Below are 21,148 nucleotides of genomic sequence, written 5' to 3'. Positions count from 1 at the left end.
GAGACGGTGCGGCGTCGCAGCGGGAGTCAGAGCTGCGCCAGCGACGCGACGCCGCGATTGGCCAGTTGATCGGCGCGCTCATTTTCCGGGTGCCCATTGTGCCCGCGCACCCAGCGCCATTCGATCTCGTGTTGCGCGACGAGCGCATCGAGCCGCTTCCATAAATCGGCGTTCTTCACCGGCTGCTTCGCGGCGGTGATCCAGCCTTTCTTTTTCCAGCCGTGGATCCACTCGCTGATGCCTTTCTGCACGTATTGCGAGTCGGTGTGCACGACCGCCTTGCAGGGCCGCTTCAATGCTTCGAGCGCGGCGATCACGCCCATCAATTCCATGCGGTTGTTGGTGGTATTGGCTTCGCCGCCGAACAGTTCTTTTTCCTGGTCGCCGAAGCGCAGCAACGCGCCCCAGCCGCCGGGGCCCGGGTTGCCCTTGCAGGCGCCGTCGGTATAAATATCGATGAGATCGGAAGTCATTGAGTGTGGTTGCGTGTATTCGGTGTGGCGGCGGGCGCGAGGCCCGCGGCGAGGACGGGTTTCTTCACTTTCAGCGGGCCGACGAGGCGCATGCCGCGCACGCGCTTGATCGCCTTGATCATGTAGGTGGCGCCGAAAATCGGCCACCAGCGGTCGCCGGCGGCTTCCATGAAACCGTAGCGCGACAGCCATTGTTCGCTGCCGAGCGGCGGACGATAGCAGCCGAAGCGCCCGCGTTCAAGGTCGAAGCCCAACAGTTTGATCCAGTCTTTCAGGCGCGTGAAGGCGATCAGGTCGACCGCCGCCGGCACGAACGGCCGGCCGGTCATCTTGCCGACCGACTGCCGCGCGCCCCAAAGCGACAGCGAGTTGAAGCCGAGAATGATCAACTGGCCTTCGGGCATCAGCACGCGCTCGGCTTCACGCAGAAGACGGTGAGGATCGCTCGTGAACTCCAGCGTATGCGGCATCACGATCAGATCGACGCTTTGTGCTTCGAACGGCAAGTCCAGCAGGTCGCACCACACGGCACTGCGCCCGGCCGGCGCGGGCAGGCCGGCAAGCCCGCCTTGTGCTGCGCCGTTGTTCGAACCGTTGCGGGCGCCATTGCCGCCGGCGTGCCCCGCGCCGCGCGGAAATGCGTAAGGCGCGCTCGCACCGCTCGCGGCGTCGAGCACGAGCCCGCGGCACGGCATGCGGTTTTCACGCAAGGCGTCGAGCTGCGGCAGGCCGAGTTGCAGCGCATGGTAACCGAACACGTCCGACACCACGCGGTCGAGCTGGGTCTGTTCCCACTCGAGCACGTAGCGGCCAGGCGGCGAATCGGTCCAGGCAGGCCAGTCTATAATCGCTCGATCAGTCATATCAGAGAATACGTCGCCTATGAATGCGCTCGAGTACGTACCGGTCCCGGCGTTTGATGACAATTACATCTGGGTCGTTTCCGACGGACACTCTGCAGTTGTCGTCGATCCGGGTGAGGCCGCCCCCGTGCAAGCTTATCTGGCGAAACGGGGTTGGCGGCTGAGCGCTATTTTACTCACGCACCATCATCAAGACCACGTCGGCGGGGTGGCCGATCTGCTGAATGGCCAGGCCGTGCCCGTCTACGGCCCCGCTGGCGAGGCGATCGAGCATCTCACGCACCGTCTGAAAAATGGCGATCACGTGTCGATCGTGGCCCCCGCGCTCGAATTGAGCGTGCTCGACGTGCCCGGCCACACGAGCGGCCACATTGCGTATTTCCAGGCGGCCGACCCGCGCGGCACGCCGCACGTGTTTTGCGGCGACACGCTGTTCGCCTGCGGTTGCGGCCGGCTGTTCGAAGGCACGCCGAAGCAGATGCTCGCCTCGCTGGACGCGCTCGCCGCGCTGCCCGGCGCGACCGAGGTTCATTGCGCGCACGAGTACACGCTTTCGAATATCCGCTTCGCGCTCGCCTGCGAGCCGGCCAACGCCGAACTGCAAGCCTGGCGGGATAAAGCTGGCGAATTGCGCGCGCGCGGGGTGCCGACGCTGCCCACCACGATCGCCCACGAACGCGCGGTGAATCCGTTTTTGCGCGCCGGCAATCCGGCGGTGCAGGCAACTCTGCAGGAGCAACTGCACGAAAAAGTGCCCGATCGATTGACGGCCTTTACGTTGATGCGCGAATGGAAAAACCGCTTCCGTTGACCCGGTCCAGATCAGGGTATTCCTCACGCGAAGAATCGGGAAAATTCGCCAAGCCCAAGATTTACTTGATTTTTTCGTAATTTTCCGATTGACGTAAACGTTGCCGTTTCGTACTATCGGCTGCAAATTCCAGCCCTTGTGGAAGCCGAGACGTTCATGCGATTTATCTTCAGTGCGTTGCTGGTCCTGACGCTCGCCGCCTGCGCGAGTCAGGGACCAACGACGAGCAGCCTTTCCACCGCAACCAACCCCGCCAGTCAGCAAGCCGTAGCTGACGCCCTTCGCAAGAGCGCCACCGCCAAAGAGACGATCAACGTCGACCAGGGCTCCGTCTCGCAGTTGACGAGCGCCGACGCCGATCTTTGGGGCCGTATTCGCCGTGGTTTTCAGATGCCGGATCTGCAAACCGACCTCGTCGACATGCAGGTCAACTGGTATGCGCAGCGTCCCGATTACGTGCAGCGCATGACCGAGCGCTCGCAGAAGTATCTGTACCACATCGTCGAAGAGCTCGAGGCGCGCCATATGCCGACCGAGCTAGCCTTGCTGCCGTTCATCGAATCGGCGTACAGCCCGCAGGCTTTGTCGGTAGCGAAGGCGGCCGGCATGTGGCAGTTCATGCCGGGCACGGGCCGTACCTACAATCTCAAGCAGAACATGTGGCAGGACGAGCGCCGCGACGTGCTGGCGTCGACCAGCGCCGCGCTCGACTATCTGTCGCGTCTGCATGACATGTTCGGCGACTGGCAGCTGGCACTCGCGGCGTACAACTGGGGCGAGGGTAACGTGCAGCGCGCGATTGCACGCAACGAGGCGGCGGGCCTGCCCACCGACTACCTGAGCCTGCGCATGCCGAACGAGACACGCAACTACGTGCCCAAGCTGCAGGCGGTGAAGAACATCGTGATGAACCCGCAAATGTACGGGCTCGCGCTGCCGTCCATTCCGAACCACCCGTATTTCGTGACGGTGACCACCTCGCACGATATCGACGTGGACATGGCGGCCAAGCTCGCGAATCTCTCCACCGACGAGTTCCGCTCGCTGAACCCGTCGTTCAGAAAGCCGGTTATTCTCGGCGCCACGCAGCCGCAGATCCTGCTGCCGTTCGACAACGCCAGCGCGTTCGAGCGCAATCTGAAGACGTACTCCGGCTCGCTGTCGTCGTGGACCACGTACACGGTCACCGAGCGCGCAGCGCCGGCGGCGATCGCGCAGAAGATCGGGGTCGACGCCGACACGCTGATGGAAGTGAACAAGATTCCGGTCGGCATGCGTTTGAAACCCGGCTCCACGATCGTGGTGCCGCGCGGTTCGGACGACGACGAAGACATCAGCGCCGACGTGGCTGAAAGCGCCGTGCTGGCGATGGAGCCCGACGTTCCCGATACCCGCAAGATGCTGATTCGCGTGCGCCGCAATCAGACTCTGGCCGCCATTGCCGTGCGTTACGGCGTGTCGATCGGTCAGTTGAAGGCATGGAACCGCACCCATCGGGACAGCGTTTCGCGCGGCCAGGTGATCGTGCTGCACGTGCCGGTCGGCAAGGCCATGCCGAGCGAGCCTGGTCCTGAGCGCATCGCGACGGACGTGCAGGGCGGCGGTGTGGAGAAGATCGGCACCCGCATCGCGGACACGAGAAGCGATTCGCGCTACGATAAACGAAAGGGTCGTGGCCGGTCAGCCGTGGTGAAGGTCTCCGAGCCGGTAGGCAAACTCAGCAAGCCGACAGCGTCGAGCGCCAGCAAGGGCAAAGTGACCAAGGTATCGGCTTCCACGTCCAGCAAGGCGCCGAAGGCTGCGGTAGAGAACCGCCCGAAGACTGCGGCCAACGCAAAGAAGGGTAAGTAGACCAACAGCGGCTCACACGGTAGTGGCCACATGCGTTGTGGGGCGGCGCATGAATCGCGCTCCGATCACGTACCGTGTTTTTTCCGACGCCGTCACCCGTGGTGACGGCGTTTTTCATTGTGCAGAGCATTTCAGGTAAAGCCGGCGCTTTTCCTTTATCTTTCGTGCTTTGGTCAAACCGATTCGGCTAGCCGCCTAATTCAAAAGCTCATGTCGTCGACCCAGTTGCGTGTCTTCCTGCTGTTCTCTGCCGGTTATTTTGTTTCCTACGTGTTCCGCGGCGTCAACCTCGGCTTCGCGCCATTCATTACCCATGATCTGGGCCTCTCGGCTGCGGATCTGGGGCTGCTCACCAGTCTCTACTTTCTCGGCTTCGCGGGTGCACAGATTCCGGCCGGTGTGCTGCTCGATCACTTCGGCACGCGGCGGGTCACGGCTGCCACGCTGCTGTTTGCCGCGCTCGGCATCTGGGTGTTCGGCGCCGCGCAAGGCGTCGGCATGATGATGGTGGGGCGCCTGCTGATCGGCATCGGCGTCTCTGTCTGTCTTGGCGCCGCGTTCAAGGCATTGGCCCAGCACTTCGCGCCGGCGCGCCTGCCGCTGATGAACGGACTGGTGATGGCGATCGGCGGCTTCGGCGGCGTGATGGTCGGCTCGCCGCTGACGTGGGTGTTGACGTTCGCGAGCTGGCGGACCGTCTGCGTCGGGCTGGGCTTGCTGACCGTGCTGGTCGCGCTGGCGCAATGGACGCTCGCGCCGGACACGAAGGAAACGCATCACCAGGCCGGTCTCGGCGCGCAGTTCAAAGGCACGCTGCATATCTTGCGCAGCGCGGCGTTCTGGAAGATCGCGTCGTTCTCAGTCGTCACGCAAGGCGTGTTCTATGCCATGCAGTCGCTCTGGGTCGGCGCGTGGCTGCGTGACGTGCAGGGTTTCGAGCCGCGCGAAGCCGCGGCGCTCGTCTCGGTTCTCGGCTTCGCGATGATGGCCGGTTGCGTGGGCTTCGGCGCGGCGGCGCGCAGTCTCGAGCGGCGCGGCATCTCGCTCTATGCGTTTTGCGGCGTCGGCATGGCGCTGTTCGTTCTGACGCAGTTGCTGATCATGTTCAAGGCGCCGCTGCCCGCGGCTCTCCTGTGGGCGGCGTACGGGATCTTCGGCGGCACCGGCATTCTCAGCTACGCGGTGATGGCCCGGCACTTCCCGGCGCAAATGATCGGGCGGGTGAATACCACGCTGACGTTGCTGATCTTCCTGCTGATTTTCGGCTTCCAGATCGGCGTCGGTGCCGTGCTCTCGCATTGGCCCGCGAGCGGTGGCCATTATCCGGCGGCCGCGCATCTGAGCGCCTGGGGCATTCTGGTCGTGCTGCAGGTGTTGAGCGCGATCTGGTACGTTTTGCCTGGCCGCGAGCTGGTTCGCCCGGCCGAAGTTCACGCGGAACAGGGCGCTTGAGTTCGGGCGAGTCTGTCGCGCGCCCGTCCTGATGCCGCCTCGCGCGCCGATTCTCAGACCGTGAGCACCCCGCGCCAGCGCTATCCCGGCAGTCGTCGCTACCTGGTGCGCTATCCCGATTCGGGGCCGTGTGCATCACGTCCAGCGCCGTCTGCGCCAGCCCCCAGCAGCGCTTTGAGCGACGTTGAGAGAGGCCTTCCCACGCGCGCACGCCATCTCGGATTTGGAAGGAAGGGCACTTTCGCGCTATAATTTCAAGGTTTGAGCTTATCAACCCGCACCCTAGCGCCTACCTCTCCCATACCGTTCATCCGCCGCGCGCCGCTGGCGTAGCAAGCAGGGCCCGAGGACCAGTTCCCCAGCCGATCCGTCCACACAATGGACCCATCGCGCCCCTTGCAACGTCAACGGCAGTTCGCGAGCGAGTCTGCGCGCGCATCCCGTGGATGCGTTTCGCTGCGGCTCGCAGTCGGATAGACAGGTCGGCAACAGGGTGTTCCCCAAGGAGTCTCCCGTGTTGCCGTCATTTTCTCCCGCTCTGCTCGCGCTCGCCGACGGCACGGTCTTTCGTGGTTACTCGATCGGCGCCCCCGGGCATACCATCGGCGAAGTCGTGTTCAACACCGCTATCACCGGCTATCAGGAAATCCTGACTGACCCGAGCTACGCGCGCCAGATCGTGACCCTCACGTATCCGCATATCGGCAACGTCGGCGTGAACGCCGAAGACGTCGAAGCTACGAAAGTCCATGCCGCCGGCCTGATCATTCGCGATCTGCCGGTTCTCGCGTCGAACTTCCGCATGGAGCGCACGCTCCAGCAATACCTGCAGGACGAAGGCGTGGTTGCCATCGCCGGTCTCGATACCCGCATGCTCACCCGCGTTCTGCGCGACAAGGGCGCGCAGAACGGCGCGATCCTCGCCGGTTCGGACGACGAAGCCCGCGCCGTCGAACTCGCACGCTCGTTCCCGGGCCTTTCGGGCATGGACCTCGCGAAGGTCGTGTCGACGAAGGAATCCTATGAGTGGACCCAGACCGAATGGCGGCTGGGCAGCGGCTACGGCACGCAAAATGCGCCGAAGTACCGCGTGGTGGCGTTCGACTACGGCGTCAAGTACAACATCCTGCGCATGCTGGCCGAACGCGGCTGTCACGTCACCGTGCTGCCGGCGGAAGCTTCCGCCGCTGACGCGCTCGCGCTCGATCCGGACGGCGTCTTCCTGTCGAACGGTCCGGGCGACCCGGAACCGTGCGACTACGCAATTCGCGCCACGAAGGAACTGATCGAGCGCGGCATTCCGACCTTTGGCATCTGCCTCGGTCATCAGATCATGGGCCTCGCGCTCGGCGCCAAAACCATGAAGATGAAGACCGGCCATCACGGCGCGAACCATCCGGTGAAAGATCTGGACGACGGCCGCGTGGTGATCACGTCGCAGAACCACGGCTTCGCGGTCGATGCCGACACGCTGCCCGCCAATGCCCGCGTCACGCACGTCTCGCTGTTCGACGGCACGCTGCAGGGCTTCGCGCTGACCGACAAGCCGGCGTTCTGCTTCCAGGGCCACCCGGAAGCGTCGCCCGGTCCGCACGACATCGCCTATCTGTTCGACCGCTTCACGGCGTTGATGGACACGAAGAAGGCCGGCAAGACCGCGGCGGCATAAGGCGGCAGACACGTCCCGGCGGCGCACGGTTCACACCGCGCCGCGCGTGACCGGCGCACACGCTGCGCACAACGGCGAACAGCGACGCACAAGCGGCGAGCCGGACCAGACAGAGCAGAGCGCGCGCAACGTAGCAGCGACGCGCGCCGACGGAAAGAATTCAGGAATACATTAGCGAGAGCGTTATGCCCAAGCGGACAGACATCAAGAGCATCCTCATTATCGGCGCGGGTCCGATCATCATCGGCCAGGCGTGCGAGTTCGACTACTCGGGCGCGCAGGCATGCAAGGCGCTGCGTGAGGAAGGCTACAAGGTCATTCTCGTCAACAGCAATCCGGCGACGATCATGACCGACCCGAACACGGCCGACGTGACCTACATCGAGCCGATCACGTGGGAAGTGGTCGAGCGCATCATCGCGAAGGAGCGCCCCGACGCGATCCTGCCGACGATGGGCGGCCAGACCGCGCTGAACTGCGCGCTCGATCTGCACGCGCACGGCGTGCTGGAGAAATACAAGGTCGAGTTGATCGGCGCGTCGCCGGAAGCCATCGACAAGGCGGAAGACCGCCAGAAGTTCAAAGACGCGATGACCAAGATCGGCCTCGGTTCGGCCAAATCGGGCACCGCGCATTCCATGGAAGAAGCGCTCCAGGTGCAAGCGGAAATCGCTGCGCAAACCGGCAGCGGCGGCTATCCGGTGGTGATTCGTCCGTCGTTCACGCTGGGCGGTTCGGGCGGTGGCATCGCGTACAACCGCGACGAGTTCGAAGAGATCTGCAAGCGCGGTCTCGATCTGTCGCCCACGCGCGAACTGCTGATCGAAGAGTCGCTGCTCGGCTGGAAAGAGTATGAGATGGAAGTGGTCCGCGACAAGAAGGACAACTGCATCATCGTCTGCTCGATCGAAAACCTGGACCCGATGGGCATCCACACCGGCGACTCGATCACCGTCGCGCCGGCGCAAACGCTCACGGACAAGGAATATCAGATCCTGCGTAACGCATCGCTCGCGGTGTTGCGCGAGATCGGCGTCGACACCGGCGGTTCGAACGTGCAGTTCTCGATCAATCCGAAAGACGGCCGGATGATCGTGATCGAAATGAATCCGCGTGTGTCGCGTTCGTCGGCGCTCGCTTCGAAGGCAACGGGTTTCCCGATTGCCAAGGTCGCGGCCAAGCTCGCGGTGGGCTATACGCTGGACGAGTTGAAGAACGAAATCACCGGCGGCCAGACCCCGGCGTCGTTCGAACCGACCATCGACTATGTCGTTACCAAGATCCCGCGTTTCGCGTTCGAAAAATTCCGCGAAGCCGATTCGCGCCTGACCACGCAGATGAAGTCGGTTGGCGAAGTGATGGCGATCGGCCGCACCTTCCAGGAGTCGTTCCAGAAGGCGCTGCGCGGTCTGGAAGTCGGCGTGGACGGTCTGGACGAAAAGACCGATAACCGCGACGAGATCATCCGCGAGATCGGCGAAGCCGGTCCGGACCGTATCTGGTTCGTGGGCGACGCGTTCCGGGTCGGCATGACGGCCGAGGAGATTTTCGAAGAAACCTCGATCGATCCGTGGTTCCTCGCGCAGATCGAGCAGATCGTCCTGAAGGAAAAGGCGCTGGCCGGCCGCACGCTCGCGAGCCTTTCGAAGGAGGAGCTGAAGTATCTGAAGCAGAGCGGCTTCTCGGATCGTCGTCTGGCGAAGTTGCTTGGCGCGAAGCCGGCGGAAGTGCGTCAACGTCGTATCGAGTTGAACGTGCGCCCGGTGTACAAGCGCGTCGACACGTGCGCGGCCGAGTTCGCCACGAAAACGGCCTACATGTACTCGACCTACGAGGAAGAGTGCGAGGCGAACCCAACGAACAACAAGAAAATCATGGTGCTGGGCGGCGGCCCGAACCGGATCGGCCAGGGCATCGAGTTCGACTACTGCTGCGTGCATGCCGCGCTCGCCATGCGCGAAGACGGTTATGAAACGATCATGGTCAACTGCAACCCTGAAACCGTTTCGACCGACTACGACACGTCCGATCGTCTGTACTTCGAATCGCTGACGCTCGAAGACGTGCTCGAAATCGTCGACAAGGAAAAGCCGGTCGGCGTGATCGTGCAATACGGCGGTCAAACGCCGCTGAAGCTCGCGCTCGATCTCGAAGCGAACGGTGTGCCGATCGTCGGCACGTCGCCGGACATGATCGACGCCGCGGAAGACCGCGAGCGTTTCCAGAAGCTGCTGCAGGATCTCGGTCTGCGTCAGCCGCCGAACCGCACCGCGCGCGCCGAAGACGAAGCGCTCAAGCTCGCCGACGAAATCGGCTATCCGCTGGTGGTGCGTCCGTCGTACGTGCTGGGCGGCCGTGCCATGGAAATCGTCCACGAGCCGCGCGACCTCGAGCGCTACATGCGCGAGGCCGTGAAGGTGTCGAACGACTCGCCGGTGCTGCTCGACCGCTTCCTGAACGACGCGATCGAATGCGACGTGGATTGCATCTCCGACGGTGAGGCGGTGTTCATCGGCGGCGTGATGGAGCACATCGAACAGGCCGGCGTTCACTCGGGCGACTCGGCGTGCTCGCTGCCGCCGTATTCGCTGTCGAAGGAAACCGTGGCTGAGCTGAAGCGCCAGACAGGCGCAATGGCTCGGGCGCTGAACGTGGTCGGCCTGATGAACGTGCAGTTCGCGATCCAGCAGGTGCCGCAGGCGGACGGTTCGAAAGAAGACGTCATCTACGTGCTCGAAGTGAATCCGCGCGCTTCGCGCACGGTGCCGTACGTGTCGAAGGCCACCAGCCTGCCGCTCGCGAAGATCGCGGCGCGCGCCATGGTCGGCCAGACGCTCGCGCAGCAAGGCGTGACGAAGGAAATCGACCCGCCGTACTTCAGCGTGAAGGAAGCGGTGTTCCCGTTCGTCAAGTTCCCGGCCGTCGATCCGGTGCTCGGACCGGAAATGCGTTCGACCGGCGAAGTGATGGGCGTGGGCCAGACGTTCGGCGAAGCTTTGTTCAAATCGCAACTCGCGGCGGGTTCGCGTTTGCCGGAGTCGGGCACGGTGCTGTTGACCGTGATGGACGCGGACAAGCCGAAGGCCGTCGAAGTCGCGCGCATGCTGCACGAGCTCGGTTATCCGATCGTCGCGACCAAGGGTACGGCCGCCGCGATCGAAGCGGCCGGCGTGCCCGTCAAGGTCGTCAACAAGGTGAAGGACGGCCGTCCGCACATCGTCGACATGATCAAGAACGGGGAAATCGCGCTGGTCTTCACGACCGTCGACGAAACCCGTGCCGCGATCGCCGATTCGCGTTCGATCCGCATGAGCGCCCAGGCGAACAAGGTCACGTACTACACGACCATGTCCGGCGCGCGCGCAGCAGTGGAAGGTTTGCGCTATTTGAAGGACCTGGAAGTCTATGATTTACAAGGCTTGCACGCTCGCCTAAACTAAGGCTTCGAATACCTGTCCAAGATGTAAGTGCCGCGGTTAAGCGGCGTTCCGCAGGTGCTTGGCGCCGGGTTTTGCCCGGTGCTCTGCCCCCGCGGAATGCACTTAACCGCGGTGATTTTTTTTACGGCTGTTTTTTGCATAGAGTTGTTTATGAGCACTGTTCCATTGACTAAGCGCGGCGCGGAAATGTTGCGCGATGAATTGCAGCGCCTGAAATCGGTTGAGCGTCCCTCGGTGATCAATTCGATCGCGGAAGCGCGTGCCCAGGGCGATCTGTCGGAAAACGCGGAATACGACGCGGCGAAGGAAAAGCAGGGCTTTATCGAAGGCCGGATCGCCGAAATCGAATCGAAGCTGGCCGGCGCGCAAGTGATCGATCCGGCGGCGGTGGAAGCGGACGGTCGCGTGGTGTTCGGCGCAACGGTGGAGCTGGAAGACCTGAATTCGGGTGCGTCCGTCAAGTATCAGATCGTCGGCGACGACGAAGCGGATATCGACCACGGTCTGATCTCGATCAGCTCGCCGATTGCGCGTGCCCTGATCGGCAAGTCGGAGGGCGACGTTGCATCGGTGCAGGCACCGGGTGGCGTGCGCGAATACGAAATCATCGCGGTCAGCTACGTTTGAACGCGCCGCTGGTGCCCCAGATGCCACATCGACTATTCCGGTTATTTACGGTGGTATGGGTCGGCAGTCTGCTGACTATCGGCTATGCCGTCGCGCCCGTGCTGTTCACCTCGCTCGACCGGATGACGGCGGGCGCGGTCGCGGCGCAACTGTTCCGCATTGAAGGGGTGCTCGGGGCGGTGTGCGGCATTTTGCTGCTGGGTCTCGCGAATGTACTGGTTCGCCGCGGCGGTGACACCTATCGCCGGTTGCGCTGGCTGATCGCGAGCATGCTGGTGTGCGTGCTGATCGGCTATTTCGCGTTGCAGCCGTTCATGAATGCAATGCGCGTTGCCGCGCTCGAAGCGGGCAGCGATGTCGGACATTCGGCTTATGCGACGCGCTTTGGCATTTTGCACGGCGTGTCGAGTCTGTTCTATCTGATCGAAAGCCTGCTGGGCGTGGCGCTGGTGTGGAAGTTACCCGCGGGTGCAAGCGGTGCTGCGGCGGAGCACGGTGCCCGCGGCACGGCGGGCAAGGTCACGGGCCAACGCGGTTGACTGGCGGAGACTCTCCGGTTTGCGTGCAAATCGCCTTGGCGATTTGCACGAGCAATGTAGAGCTTGCAGGTCATGGCTGGCAGTCAGCGCCGAGGTGCGGAATTTGCCCGCACCCCTCATCTTTCGCTTATTTCGACGACTGATGGGCGCGCTTCGCGCTGCTTTGGCGCTTCTTGGCGCGCTTGATGTTGCCGCCTTGAGTCACACGTTCATTGCCGCGCACCACGACCGCTTTGGCCTTGGGTTTGCGCATCGGGATTTCGCTGGGCTTCACGACCGTTACGACGCGCGGCGCACGGCCCTTGCCCGGTTTGGCTTCCACAGCGGCTTCGCGCGCGCTCGGCAGCGCGCCGCGTTTGGCCTTCACCGCCGGTTGTGCGGCTTCCGGTTTCCAGATCACCAGCAGCTTGCCGATATGTTGGATCGGCGCCGCGTTCAGCTTCTCGCAGATTTCTTCGTAGATCGCAAGGCGCGCTTCGCGTTCGTCGCCGAACACGCGGATTTTGATGAGCTGATGAGCGCCAAGGTGAACCTTGATCTCGGAGAGCACAGCGTCGGTCAAGCCTTCGGCGCCGACGAGCACGACCGGTTTGAGCGCATGTGCCTGGGAGCGCAACTCGGCGCGTTGATCGGAAGAGACTTTGAGGGCGGGCATGGAAAGTGGGAGACTCGACTAAAATGGCGACACCTGCGTTCCCCGGTTCAGTCGTTCGATTGACTTGATTCGAGGCGATCCGGCAGGGCGGCGCGTCAGAACAACAGAATCGCGGATGGCCGCCAGTTTTGGCGGTGGCCGCGCGAATTAACCGCGTATTATCCGCTAAAGCGTGACATCACGCAGCAAGAGTTCAACGTTTAATGGCAAAAAACAAGTTCAATACCGCGTGGCTGCATGACCACATCAACGATCCGTACGTGAAAATGGCGCAGCGGGAAGGCTATCGCGCCCGCGCCGCCTACAAGCTCAAGGAAATCGACGAACAGGACAAGCTGATCCGCGCGGGGCAGGTCATCGTCGACCTTGGCTCGACGCCGGGCAGCTGGAGCCAGTACGCCCGCAACAAGCTTGCCAAAGGCGCTCAGCGCGACGCCGAGCGCGAAGGCGGGATCGACGGCACGATCATCGCGCTGGATCTGCTGCCAATGGAGCCGATCGCCGACGTCCATTTCATTCAGGGCGACTTTCGCGAAGACTCGGTTATCGCGCAACTGGAAGAATTGGTCGGAGAACGCCAGGTTGACCTTGTAATTTCGGATATGGCTCCCAACCTGTCGGGAGTGGCGGTGGCGGATGCCGCGCGGATCGAGCATCTCTGCGATCTCGCACTGGAATTCTCGCAAAATCACCTGAAACCGGATGGTGCCCTTTTAGTCAAATGCTTTCACGGCAGCGGTTACAGCCAGATTGTCGAAAAGTTCAAGCATCAGTTCAAGGTGGTGGCGGCCCGCAAGCCGAAAGCCTCGCGGGACAAGTCGTCAGAAACGTTTATTTTGGGTAAGCATCTCAAGCGGCCCGCATAGGGGGCTGCAGAACGGTTCAGCCTCTGCCGCCATGCGATCATGGCCTCGGGAATGGGTGCTGCAATGGCACGTTGTCCTATTTCTGTGGTAGTGAAACCTTATGGCAGGGGTCTGCGGACTGGATTAGAATGCTTTCGTGGTGCCGCAAGGAAAATGTAGGCGCCCGTCTAAGTGAAGGAGTGGTGCTTTGAACAACAATATGTTTTCGAAAGCAGCAGTGTGGCTGGTTATCGCACTGGTGCTGTTTACGGTGTTCAAGCAGTTCGACAAGCCCCGTGTCCAGGAAGGCGTTTCCTATTCGCAGTTCATGGACGACGCAAAGAACGGCAAAGTCAAGAACGTCATTGTCCAGGGGCGGAACCTTACGGTCACTCCAGCAGACGGCCAGAAGTACCAGATCGTGTCGCCCGGCGACATCTGGATGGTCGGCGATCTGATGAAGTATGGCGTTCAGGTGAGCGGCAAGGCTGATGACGAACCCAATGCGCTGGTGTCCGCGCTGTACTACCTCGGACCGACGATCCTGATCATCGGTTTCTGGTTCTACATGATGCGACAGATGCAGGGAGGCGGGAAAGGCGGTGCGTTCTCGTTCGGTAAATCCCGTGCACGTCTGATCGACGAAAACAACAACGCAATCAATTTCACCGACGTCGCCGGTTGCGACGAAGCCAAGGAAGAAGTCTCCGAACTGGTCGACTTCCTGCGCGATCCGCAGAAATTTCAGAAGCTGGGCGGCCGTATTCCGCGCGGCGTGCTGCTGGTCGGCCCGCCGGGAACCGGTAAGACGCTGCTGGCGCGGGCCATCGCCGGTGAGGCGAAAGTACCGTTCTTCAGCATCTCGGGTTCGGACTTCGTCGAAATGTTCGTGGGTGTCGGCGCGGCTCGTGTGCGCGACATGTTCGAACAAGCCAAGAAGCACGCGCCGTGCATCGTGTTCATCGACGAAATCGACGCGGTCGGCCGTCATCGCGGCGCCGGCATGGGCGGCGGTAATGACGAACGTGAACAGACGCTGAACCAGATGCTGGTCGAGATGGACGGCTTCGAAGCGAACTCGGGCGTGATCGTGATCGCTGCAACGAACCGTTCGGACGTGCTCGACAAGGCGCTGCTGCGTCCGGGCCGTTTCGACCGTCAGGTGTATGTAGGCCTGCCGGACATTCGCGGCCGTGAGCACATCATGAAGGTCCACCTGCGCAAGGTGCCGATTTCGAACGACGTCGACGCAGCGGTGATCGCACGCGGCACCCCGGGTTTCTCGGGCGCCGATCTCGCGAATCTCGTGAATGAAGCGGCCTTGTTCGCGGCACGCCGCGGCAAGCGGATCGTCGAGATGACGGACTTCGAAGACGCGAAGGACAAGATCTTCATGGGTCCGGAGCGCAAGTCGGCTGTGATCCGCGAAGAATCGAAGCGTGCCACGGCGTACCACGAGTCGGGCCACGCGGTGATTGCCAAGCTGTTGCCGAAGGCGGATCCGGTGCACAAGGTCACGATCATTCCGCGCGGCCGTGCGCTGGGCGTGACGTGGCAGTTGCCGGAGCATGACAACGAAACGTATTCGAAGGACTACCTGCTGGATCGTCTCGCGATCCTGTTCGGTGGCCGGGTGGCGGAAGAGTTGTTCCTGAACCTGATCAGCACCGGTGCGTCGGACGACTTCAACAAGGCGACGCAAACGGCGCGTGCAATGGTGGCTCGCTTTGGTATGACGGACGCACTCGGACCGATGGTCTACGTCGACGACGAAAACGACGCAACGCCGTTCGGGCGTGGTTTCACGCGCACCATTTCGGAAGCAACGCAGCAGAAGGTCGACGCCGAAATCCGCCGCGTGCTGGACGAGCAGTACAACCTCGCGAAGCGCCTGCTGGACGAGAACCGCGACAAGGTCGAAGCAATGACCGCCGCGCTGATGGAGTGGGAAACGATCGACGCCGATCAGATCAACGACATCATGGCCGGCCGTCCGCCGCGTTCGCCGAAGAGCTCGACGCCGTCGGCAACCGACGCCTCGTCGGGCGGCAGTCCGGGTACCGAGGTCAAGCCCGGTAGCGCAACGGCGCCGGCCTGATCGGCGACCAGTAGAAAGTGCGGGCCGGTGTGTTTCACACCGGCCCGTTTTGCATTTATCCGTTTGCGCGAAGCACCGCCACGTGTCGAAAGTCGAATTCCCCTCTCTGCCTATTCCCGAGCCGTTACAGTGCGGCCGCTTCAAACTGAGCTTCGAACGTCCGTTGGTGATGGGCATTCTGAACGTCACCCCTGATTCTTTTTCCGACGGCGGCCAATACGCAATGCGCGGCGATGCGTTGCGCCAGGCCGAGCGCATGATGCTCGACGGCGCGGACATCATCGACATCGGCGGCGAATCGACGCGGCCGGGCGCGCCGCCGGTGCCGCTCAACGATGAACTGGAGCGGGTGATTCCCCTCGTCGAGCAATTGCGCGGCGCGAATGTGCCGCTATCGGTCGACACATACAAGCCCGAAGTGATGCGCCACGCATTGGCCGCGGGTGCCGATATGATCAACGACATCTGGGGTTTCCGGATGCCCGGCGCAATCGGCGCGGTGTGCGACAGTGAATGCGGTCTATGCGTCATGCATATGCTTGGCGAGCCGCAGACCATGCAACTCGGCGAGCCTGTCTATGACGACGTGGTGAGCGCGGTTCGGGACTTTCTCGAGGAGCGGGTCGCCACGCTCGAGCAGGCGGGCGTCGCGCGTGCCCGCATTAGCGTGGATCCGGGTTTCGGCTTCGGCAAGGCCGTGGTCGAGCATAATTACGCGCTGCTCGCGCACCTGCCGGATACGGCGCCGCAGGCCGAGCCGCCGTATCCGATTCTTGCCGGCATGTCGCGCAAGTCGATGATCGGCGCGGTGGTGGGACGCCCGGCGCCGGAACGCGTCGCGGGCAGTATTGCAGCGGCGGTGTGCGCCGCTGAACGGGGCGCTGCGATTCTGCGCGTGCACGACGTCGCGCAAACAGTAGATGCATTGAAAGTCTGGGCAGCCATGCGCGAAGCGGCGAATCACAGCCGCGCGCGCGGTTGAGCCCACAAGCCAAGGAGGAATATAAAACATGGCACGTCGTTATTTCGGAACGGACGGCATTCGGGGCAAAGTCGGCGAAGGACCTATCACGCCGGAATTTGTATTGCGGCTCGGCTACGCGGCCGGCAAGGTGCTGGCGGGCGCGGACCGCTGGGCGAAGACGGGCACGCGGCCAACCGTGCTGATCGGTAAAGACACGCGGGTGTCGGGCTACATGCTCGAAGCGGCGCTCGAAGCGGGCTTTTCCGCGGCGGGCGTGGATGTGATGCTGGCCGGCCCGATGCCGACTCCCGGTATCGCCTATCTGACGCGCGCGCTGCGGCTCGCCGCGGGCGTGGTGATCAGCGCGTCGCACAACCCGTACTACGACAACGGTATCAAATTTTTCTCCGCCGACGGCAACAAGCTGCCGGACGAAGTGGAAGCGCAGATCGAAGAGCAGCTCGATCAGCCGCTCGCCTGCGCGGCATCGGAGCAACTCGGCAAGGCGCGGCGTCTCGACGACGCGGCCGGCCGCTATATCGAGTTCTGCAAGAGCACCTTCCCGGCCGCGTTCGATCTGCGCGGTCTGAAGCTGGTCGTCGACTGCGCGCATGGCGCCGCGTATGACGTCGCGCCGCACGTGTTCCATGAGCTCGGCGCCGATGTGATTCCGATCGGCGTCGCGCCGAACGGTTTCAATATCAACGACGGAGTCGGCGCGACCGCACCGGATGCGCTGGTGCGCGCCGTGCGGGCGAATCATGCCGACCTCGGCATTGCGCTCGACGGCGACGCCGACCGCCTGCAAGTGGTCGATGCCGCAGGCCGTCTCTATAACGGCGACGAATTGCTGTACATCCTCGTCAAGGACCGCATCGCCACCGAAGGCAAGGTGGAGGGCGCGGTCGGCACGCTGATGACGAATATGGCGGTGGAAGTGGCGCTGCAGGAAGCCGGCGTGAAGTTCGTACGCGCGGCGGTCGGCGACCGTTACGTGCTCGAGCAGTTGCGCGAACACGGCTGGCAGCTCGGGGCCGAAGGCTCCGGCCATATTCTCTCTCTCGACCGCCATTCCACGGGCGACGGCATCGTCTCCGCCCTGCTGGTGCTGGCGGCCATGAAGCGCAGTGACAAGACGCTCGCCGAGTTGCTTGGCGGCGTCACGCTGTTCCCGCAAAAGCTGATCAACGTGCGTATGAAGCCCGACGCGGACTGGAAGGGCAGCGACGTGATCCGCCGCGCCATCGCCAAGGCTGAAGACGCGCTGAACGGGCGCGGCCGCGTGCTGATCCGCGCGTCCGGCACCGAGCCGGTGCTGCGCGTGATGGTGGAAGCGGAAAATGTCGCCGACGCGGTTCAATATGCGGAGTCGATCGCCAGCGCGGTGAAGCAAGCCACTGCGTAAGCCAGCCCCTTTCTTGGGCGCGGCGCGGCGGGACATCGCAAGATCGTTCCGCCGCCGGTCGGCTGGTCCGCCGGCAAAGAAGCACCGCCAAACCGTCGGCTGCGTCAGCTAGCTTTCGGGCCGCGCTCAACATCCCACCTTTCGCCGTCGGCGCCACGCTCGCCAACTTCTCACACGCAAACGTTCGCGCCCCGTCTTTTTCGTCTAATCTGTAGAGCGGCGCACCCACCCTCAGCCAAACCGGCGGATTTTCCGTCCAAGCGCCTTTCACCTTAGTAATCCCACTGTCACATCCGTTTCACGGTAAGTCACGTTTTTGTCACAAAGAGACCCTAAGCTTCGCGGTGTTCGTATTACTCGCTCACACCGCTCACACCTTGGAGGTCTCATGAAATTGATGCACACCGTGTTCGCTGGCGTCGCTGGCGCGCTTTTCGCGATCGCAGCGCAAGCCGCAGACATCACCGGCGCGGGCAGTACCTTCGCAGCACCGATTTACACCAAGTGGGCTGACGCCTACCAGAAGTCGGGTGGCGGCAAGGTTAACTATCAGGGTATCGGTTCGTCGGGTGGCGTGAAGCAGATCGTCGCGAAGACCGTCGATTTCGCTGGTTCGGACGCTCCGCTGAAGGACGACGAGCTGGCCAAGGACGGCCTGTTCCAGTTCCCGACGGTGGTCGGCGGCGTGGTGCCGGTCGTCAACGTGCCGGGCGTGAAGCCGGCTGAACTGACGCTGTCGGGCGAAGTGCTCGGCGACATCTATCTGGGCAAGATCAAGAAGTGGAACGATCCGGCGATCGTTGCACTGAACCCGAAGGTCAAGCTGCCGGATACCGACATCGCCGTGGTTCGCCGCGCCGACGGTTCGGGCACCAGCTTCATCTGGACGAACTACCTGTCGAAGGTCAACGCCGACTGGAAGTCGAAGGTCGGTGAAGGTTCGACGGTCAACTGGCCGACGGGCACGGGCGGCAAGGGCAACGACGGCGTCGCGGCCTTCGTGCAACGTCTGCCGGGCGCAATCGGCTATGTGGAATGGGCGTACGCGAAGCAGAACCACATGACGTATGTCGCACTGAAGAACTCGTCGGGCACTGTGGTCGAGCCGAAGACGGAAACATTCAAGGCAGCGGCAGCAGGCGCGGACTGGTCGAAGTCGTTCTACCAGATCCTGACGGACGAGCCGGGCAAGAACGCATGGCCGATCGTCGGCGCGACGTTCGTGCTGCTTCACACGGCACAGGACAAGCCGGCGCAAGGCACCGAAACGCTGAAGTTCTTCGACTGGGCATTCAAGAACGGCACGCAAGCCGCGAACGATCTGGACTACATCTCGTTGCCGGATTCGGTCGTGTCGGAAATCCGCACGCAGTGGAAGTCGAAGGTGAAGGACGCTTCGGGCAAGGCAATCGCCGAGTAAGTCAGGCGCACAGCATCCGCAGTACGTAACACGTTGGCCGTCCTCTTGTGGGGACGGCCAACGGCTTTAACCCTCCGGCACCACCGGCCGCACGACACGTGTCATACGGCAACTGGAAACAGGTCCATCAGGCTCTCATGTCCGATATCCAATTAGCGTCCGGCGCGAGCAGGTCCACCCCGCCCGGCAGCGCATCGCAGCAGAAAGCGCCCAGCCGAGCCGGCGACGTGATCTTCGGCGGTCTCGCGCGCCTCGCCGCCATCGTCACCCTGTTGCTGCTCGGCGGCATCATCGTTTCGCTGATCGTCGCGTCCATGCCGTCGATCAGGCAATTCGGTCTCAGCTTCCTGTGGACCGCCGACTGGGATCCACCCAGCAAGCAGTTCGGCGCCCTGGTGCCGATCTACGGCACGATCGCCACCTCGATCATTGCACTCATCATCGCGGTGCCCGTCAGCTTCGGCATCGCGCTTTTCCTGACTGAACTCGCGCCCGCGTGGCTGCGCCGGCCGCTCGGCATCGCGATCGAGCTGCTCGCCGCGATTCCGTCGATCGTGTACGGCATGTGGGGTCTGCTCGTGTTCGCGCCGATCTTCGCGACGTGGTTCGAAAAGCCGCTCGGCGCCGTGCTCGGCGGCATTCCGGTAGTCGGTGCGCTGTTTCAGGGCGCGCCGATCGGCATCGGCATACTGTGCGCCGGGGTCATCCTCGCGATCATGATCATCCCGTACATCGCATCGGTAATGCGCGACGTGTTCGAAGTCACGCCGGTACTGCTGAAAGAGTCGGCTTACGGCATCGGCTGCACGACGTGGGAAGTCATGTGGAAGATCGTGCTGCCCTTCACCAAGAGCGGCGTGATCGGCGGCGTCATGCTGGGCCTCGGCCGCGCGCTCGGCGAGACCATGGCCGTGACGTTCGTGATCGGCAACACCAATCTGCTCGATAACGTGTCGCTATTTTCGCCGGGCAACAGCATTACGTCGGCGCTCGCCAACGAATTCGCCGAAGCGGATCCGGGGTTGCATACGTCGGCGTTGATGGAACTCGGCCTCATTCTGTTCGTGATTACTTTCATCGTGCTGGCGATTTCGAAGATCATGCTGCTTCGCCTCGAAAAAGGGGAGGGCGCGAAATGAGCCAGCCCACTTTGAATATGCCGGGTTCGACCGACGCCGCCGCGCTCGAAGCCATGCGCGTACGTCTGCAAGGCCGCCGCCGCATGAAGAATGCGGTCGCGCTGACCTTGTCGCTCGCCGCGATGGCGTTTGGTCTGGTGTGGCTGATCTGGATTCTGTACACGACCTTGCGCCTCGGCGTGGGCGGTTTGTCCGTCGAACTGTTCACGCAATCGACGCCGCCGCCGAACACCGACGGCGGTGGCCTCGCCAATGCGATCGTCGGCAGTCTGATGCTGGTTGGGCTCGCCACGTTCGTCGGCACGCCGATCGGCATTCTGGCCGGCGTGTATCTCGCCGAATACGGCCAGAGGGGTTGGCTCGCGAGCTTCACGCGGTTTATCAACGACATTCTGCTGTCGGCGCCTTCGATCGTAGTTGGTCTCTTCGTGTACGCACTGGTTGTCGCGAAGATGGGCCACTTCAGCGGCTGGGCCGGCGTGTTCGCGCTTGCGTTGCTGCAGATTCCGATCGTGATCCGCACCACGGAAAACATGCTGAAACTGGTGCCGAACGCGTTGCGTGAGGCAGCCTTCGCACTCGGCACGCCGAAGTGGAAGATGGTGCTGTCGATCACGCTGAAGGCTTCGATCGCGGGTATCGTCACCGGCGTGTTGCTCGGCGTGGCGCGTATCGCGGGTGAAACCGCGCCGCTGCTCTTCACGGCGCTGTCGAACCAGTTCTTCTCGCTGAACATGGACCAGCCGGTCGCGAACCTGCCGGTCACGATCTACAAGTTTGCGATGAGCCCGTTCGCGCAGTGGCAATCGCTCGCGTGGGCCGGCGTCTTCCTGATCACGCTCGCGGTGCTGGGACTGAACATCCTCGCGCGCACGATCTTCACGAACAAGTAAGGGC

At 62.8% G+C, this 21,148-nt stretch carries 17 protein-coding genes; 14 read left to right on the top strand and 3 right to left on the bottom strand.

The genetic code is table 11. The features are described from left to right. Positions 1-26: 26 nt before the first annotated feature. Together rnhA and PDMSB3_RS14565 are read right to left on the bottom strand one after the other, a co-directional pair. A complete protein-coding gene (gene rnhA / locus PDMSB3_RS14570) occupies positions 27-473 on the bottom strand; it encodes a ribonuclease HI (RefSeq protein WP_007181008.1) in 447 nt (148 codons plus the stop codon). Then, complete coding sequence (locus tag PDMSB3_RS14565) at positions 470-1,336, bottom strand: class I SAM-dependent methyltransferase (RefSeq protein ID WP_007181009.1); 867 nt, start codon at positions 1,334-1,336, stop codon at positions 470-472. The genes rnhA and PDMSB3_RS14565 overlap by 4 nt, the downstream gene beginning before the upstream one ends. A gap of 19 nt (positions 1,337-1,355) precedes the next feature. Here PDMSB3_RS14565 and gloB point away from each other — a divergent pair, with 19 nt between their 5' ends. The 7 genes from gloB to PDMSB3_RS14530 all read left to right on the top strand — a co-directional run bounded on the left by gloB (position 1,356) and on the right by PDMSB3_RS14530 (position 11,725). Beyond that, positions 1,356-2,147, top strand: a complete 792-nt coding sequence (gloB, locus tag PDMSB3_RS14560; protein ID WP_007181010.1) for a hydroxyacylglutathione hydrolase — start codon at positions 1,356-1,358, stop codon at positions 2,145-2,147. Between the two features lie 156 nt (positions 2,148-2,303). Further along, positions 2,304-3,998 (top strand): transglycosylase SLT domain-containing protein, encoded by a 1,695-nt coding sequence (locus PDMSB3_RS14555; RefSeq protein ID WP_007181011.1) that lies wholly within the window; start codon positions 2,304-2,306, stop codon positions 3,996-3,998. Positions 3,999-4,208: 210 nt separating this feature from the next. Continuing rightward, complete coding sequence (locus PDMSB3_RS14550; protein WP_165186718.1) at positions 4,209-5,450, top strand: MFS transporter; 1,242 nt, start codon at positions 4,209-4,211, stop codon at positions 5,448-5,450. A 514-nt stretch (positions 5,451-5,964) separates the two neighbouring features. Beyond that, complete coding sequence (gene carA / locus PDMSB3_RS14545; protein ID WP_007181013.1) at positions 5,965-7,119, top strand: glutamine-hydrolyzing carbamoyl-phosphate synthase small subunit; 1,155 nt, start codon at positions 5,965-5,967, stop codon at positions 7,117-7,119. Between the two features lie 185 nt (positions 7,120-7,304). Further along, entirely contained in the window at positions 7,305-10,559 is a 3,255-nt protein-coding gene (gene carB / locus PDMSB3_RS14540) for a carbamoyl-phosphate synthase large subunit (protein WP_007181014.1), read from the top strand. Positions 10,560-10,709: 150 nt separating this feature from the next. After that, positions 10,710-11,186 (top strand): transcription elongation factor GreA, encoded by a 477-nt coding sequence (gene greA, locus PDMSB3_RS14535; protein WP_007181015.1) that lies wholly within the window; start codon positions 10,710-10,712, stop codon positions 11,184-11,186. A gap of 20 nt (positions 11,187-11,206) precedes the next feature. Then, positions 11,207-11,725: a DUF4149 domain-containing protein gene (locus PDMSB3_RS14530; RefSeq protein WP_007181016.1), complete on the top strand. Its 519-nt coding sequence runs from the start codon at positions 11,207-11,209 to the stop codon at positions 11,723-11,725. 127 nt (positions 11,726-11,852) lie between these two features. Here PDMSB3_RS14530 and PDMSB3_RS14525 read toward each other — a convergent pair whose 3' ends face one another. Further along, positions 11,853-12,380, bottom strand: a complete 528-nt coding sequence (locus PDMSB3_RS14525; RefSeq protein WP_007181017.1) for a YhbY family RNA-binding protein — start codon at positions 12,378-12,380, stop codon at positions 11,853-11,855. Positions 12,381-12,583: 203 nt separating this feature from the next. Here PDMSB3_RS14525 and PDMSB3_RS14520 point away from each other — a divergent pair, with 203 nt between their 5' ends. The 7 genes from PDMSB3_RS14520 to pstA all read left to right on the top strand — a co-directional run bounded on the left by PDMSB3_RS14520 (position 12,584) and on the right by pstA (position 21,144). Beyond that, positions 12,584-13,246: an RlmE family RNA methyltransferase gene (locus PDMSB3_RS14520; RefSeq protein WP_007181018.1), complete on the top strand. Its 663-nt coding sequence runs from the start codon at positions 12,584-12,586 to the stop codon at positions 13,244-13,246. Between the two features lie 187 nt (positions 13,247-13,433). Continuing rightward, the gene (ftsH, locus tag PDMSB3_RS14515) at positions 13,434-15,323 is read left to right on the top strand and encodes an ATP-dependent zinc metalloprotease FtsH (RefSeq protein WP_007181019.1); all 1,890 of its coding nucleotides are present in this window, start codon (positions 13,434-13,436) and stop codon (positions 15,321-15,323) included. Positions 15,324-15,492: 169 nt separating this feature from the next. Next, positions 15,493-16,305, top strand: coding sequence for a dihydropteroate synthase (gene folP / locus PDMSB3_RS14510; protein ID WP_232064265.1), 813 nt, complete (start codon positions 15,493-15,495; stop codon positions 16,303-16,305). Between the two features lie 28 nt (positions 16,306-16,333). Next, positions 16,334-17,692 carry a phosphoglucosamine mutase gene (gene glmM, locus PDMSB3_RS14505; RefSeq protein WP_011489247.1) on the top strand — a complete coding sequence of 453 codons (1,359 nt, stop codon included), beginning with the start codon at positions 16,334-16,336 and terminating at the stop codon, positions 17,690-17,692. Between the two features lie 388 nt (positions 17,693-18,080). Beyond that, entirely contained in the window at positions 18,081-19,112 is a 1,032-nt protein-coding gene (pstS, locus tag PDMSB3_RS14500; protein WP_007181022.1) for a phosphate ABC transporter substrate-binding protein PstS, read from the top strand. A 137-nt stretch (positions 19,113-19,249) separates the two neighbouring features. Next, positions 19,250-20,251: a phosphate ABC transporter permease PstC gene (pstC, locus tag PDMSB3_RS14495; RefSeq protein ID WP_007181023.1), complete on the top strand. Its 1,002-nt coding sequence runs from the start codon at positions 19,250-19,252 to the stop codon at positions 20,249-20,251. Beyond that, entirely contained in the window at positions 20,248-21,144 is an 897-nt protein-coding gene (pstA, locus tag PDMSB3_RS14490) for a phosphate ABC transporter permease PstA (RefSeq protein WP_007181024.1), read from the top strand. The genes pstC and pstA overlap by 4 nt, the downstream gene beginning before the upstream one ends. Positions 21,145-21,148: the final 4 nt, after the last annotated feature.

It is taken from the genome of Paraburkholderia dioscoreae, assembly GCF_902459535.1.
GTDB classification, from domain to species: domain Bacteria; phylum Pseudomonadota; class Gammaproteobacteria; order Burkholderiales; family Burkholderiaceae; genus Paraburkholderia; species Paraburkholderia dioscoreae.
The sequence above is the reverse complement of the archived record's forward strand: the minus strand, read 5'-3'. Positions and strand labels throughout refer to the sequence as shown.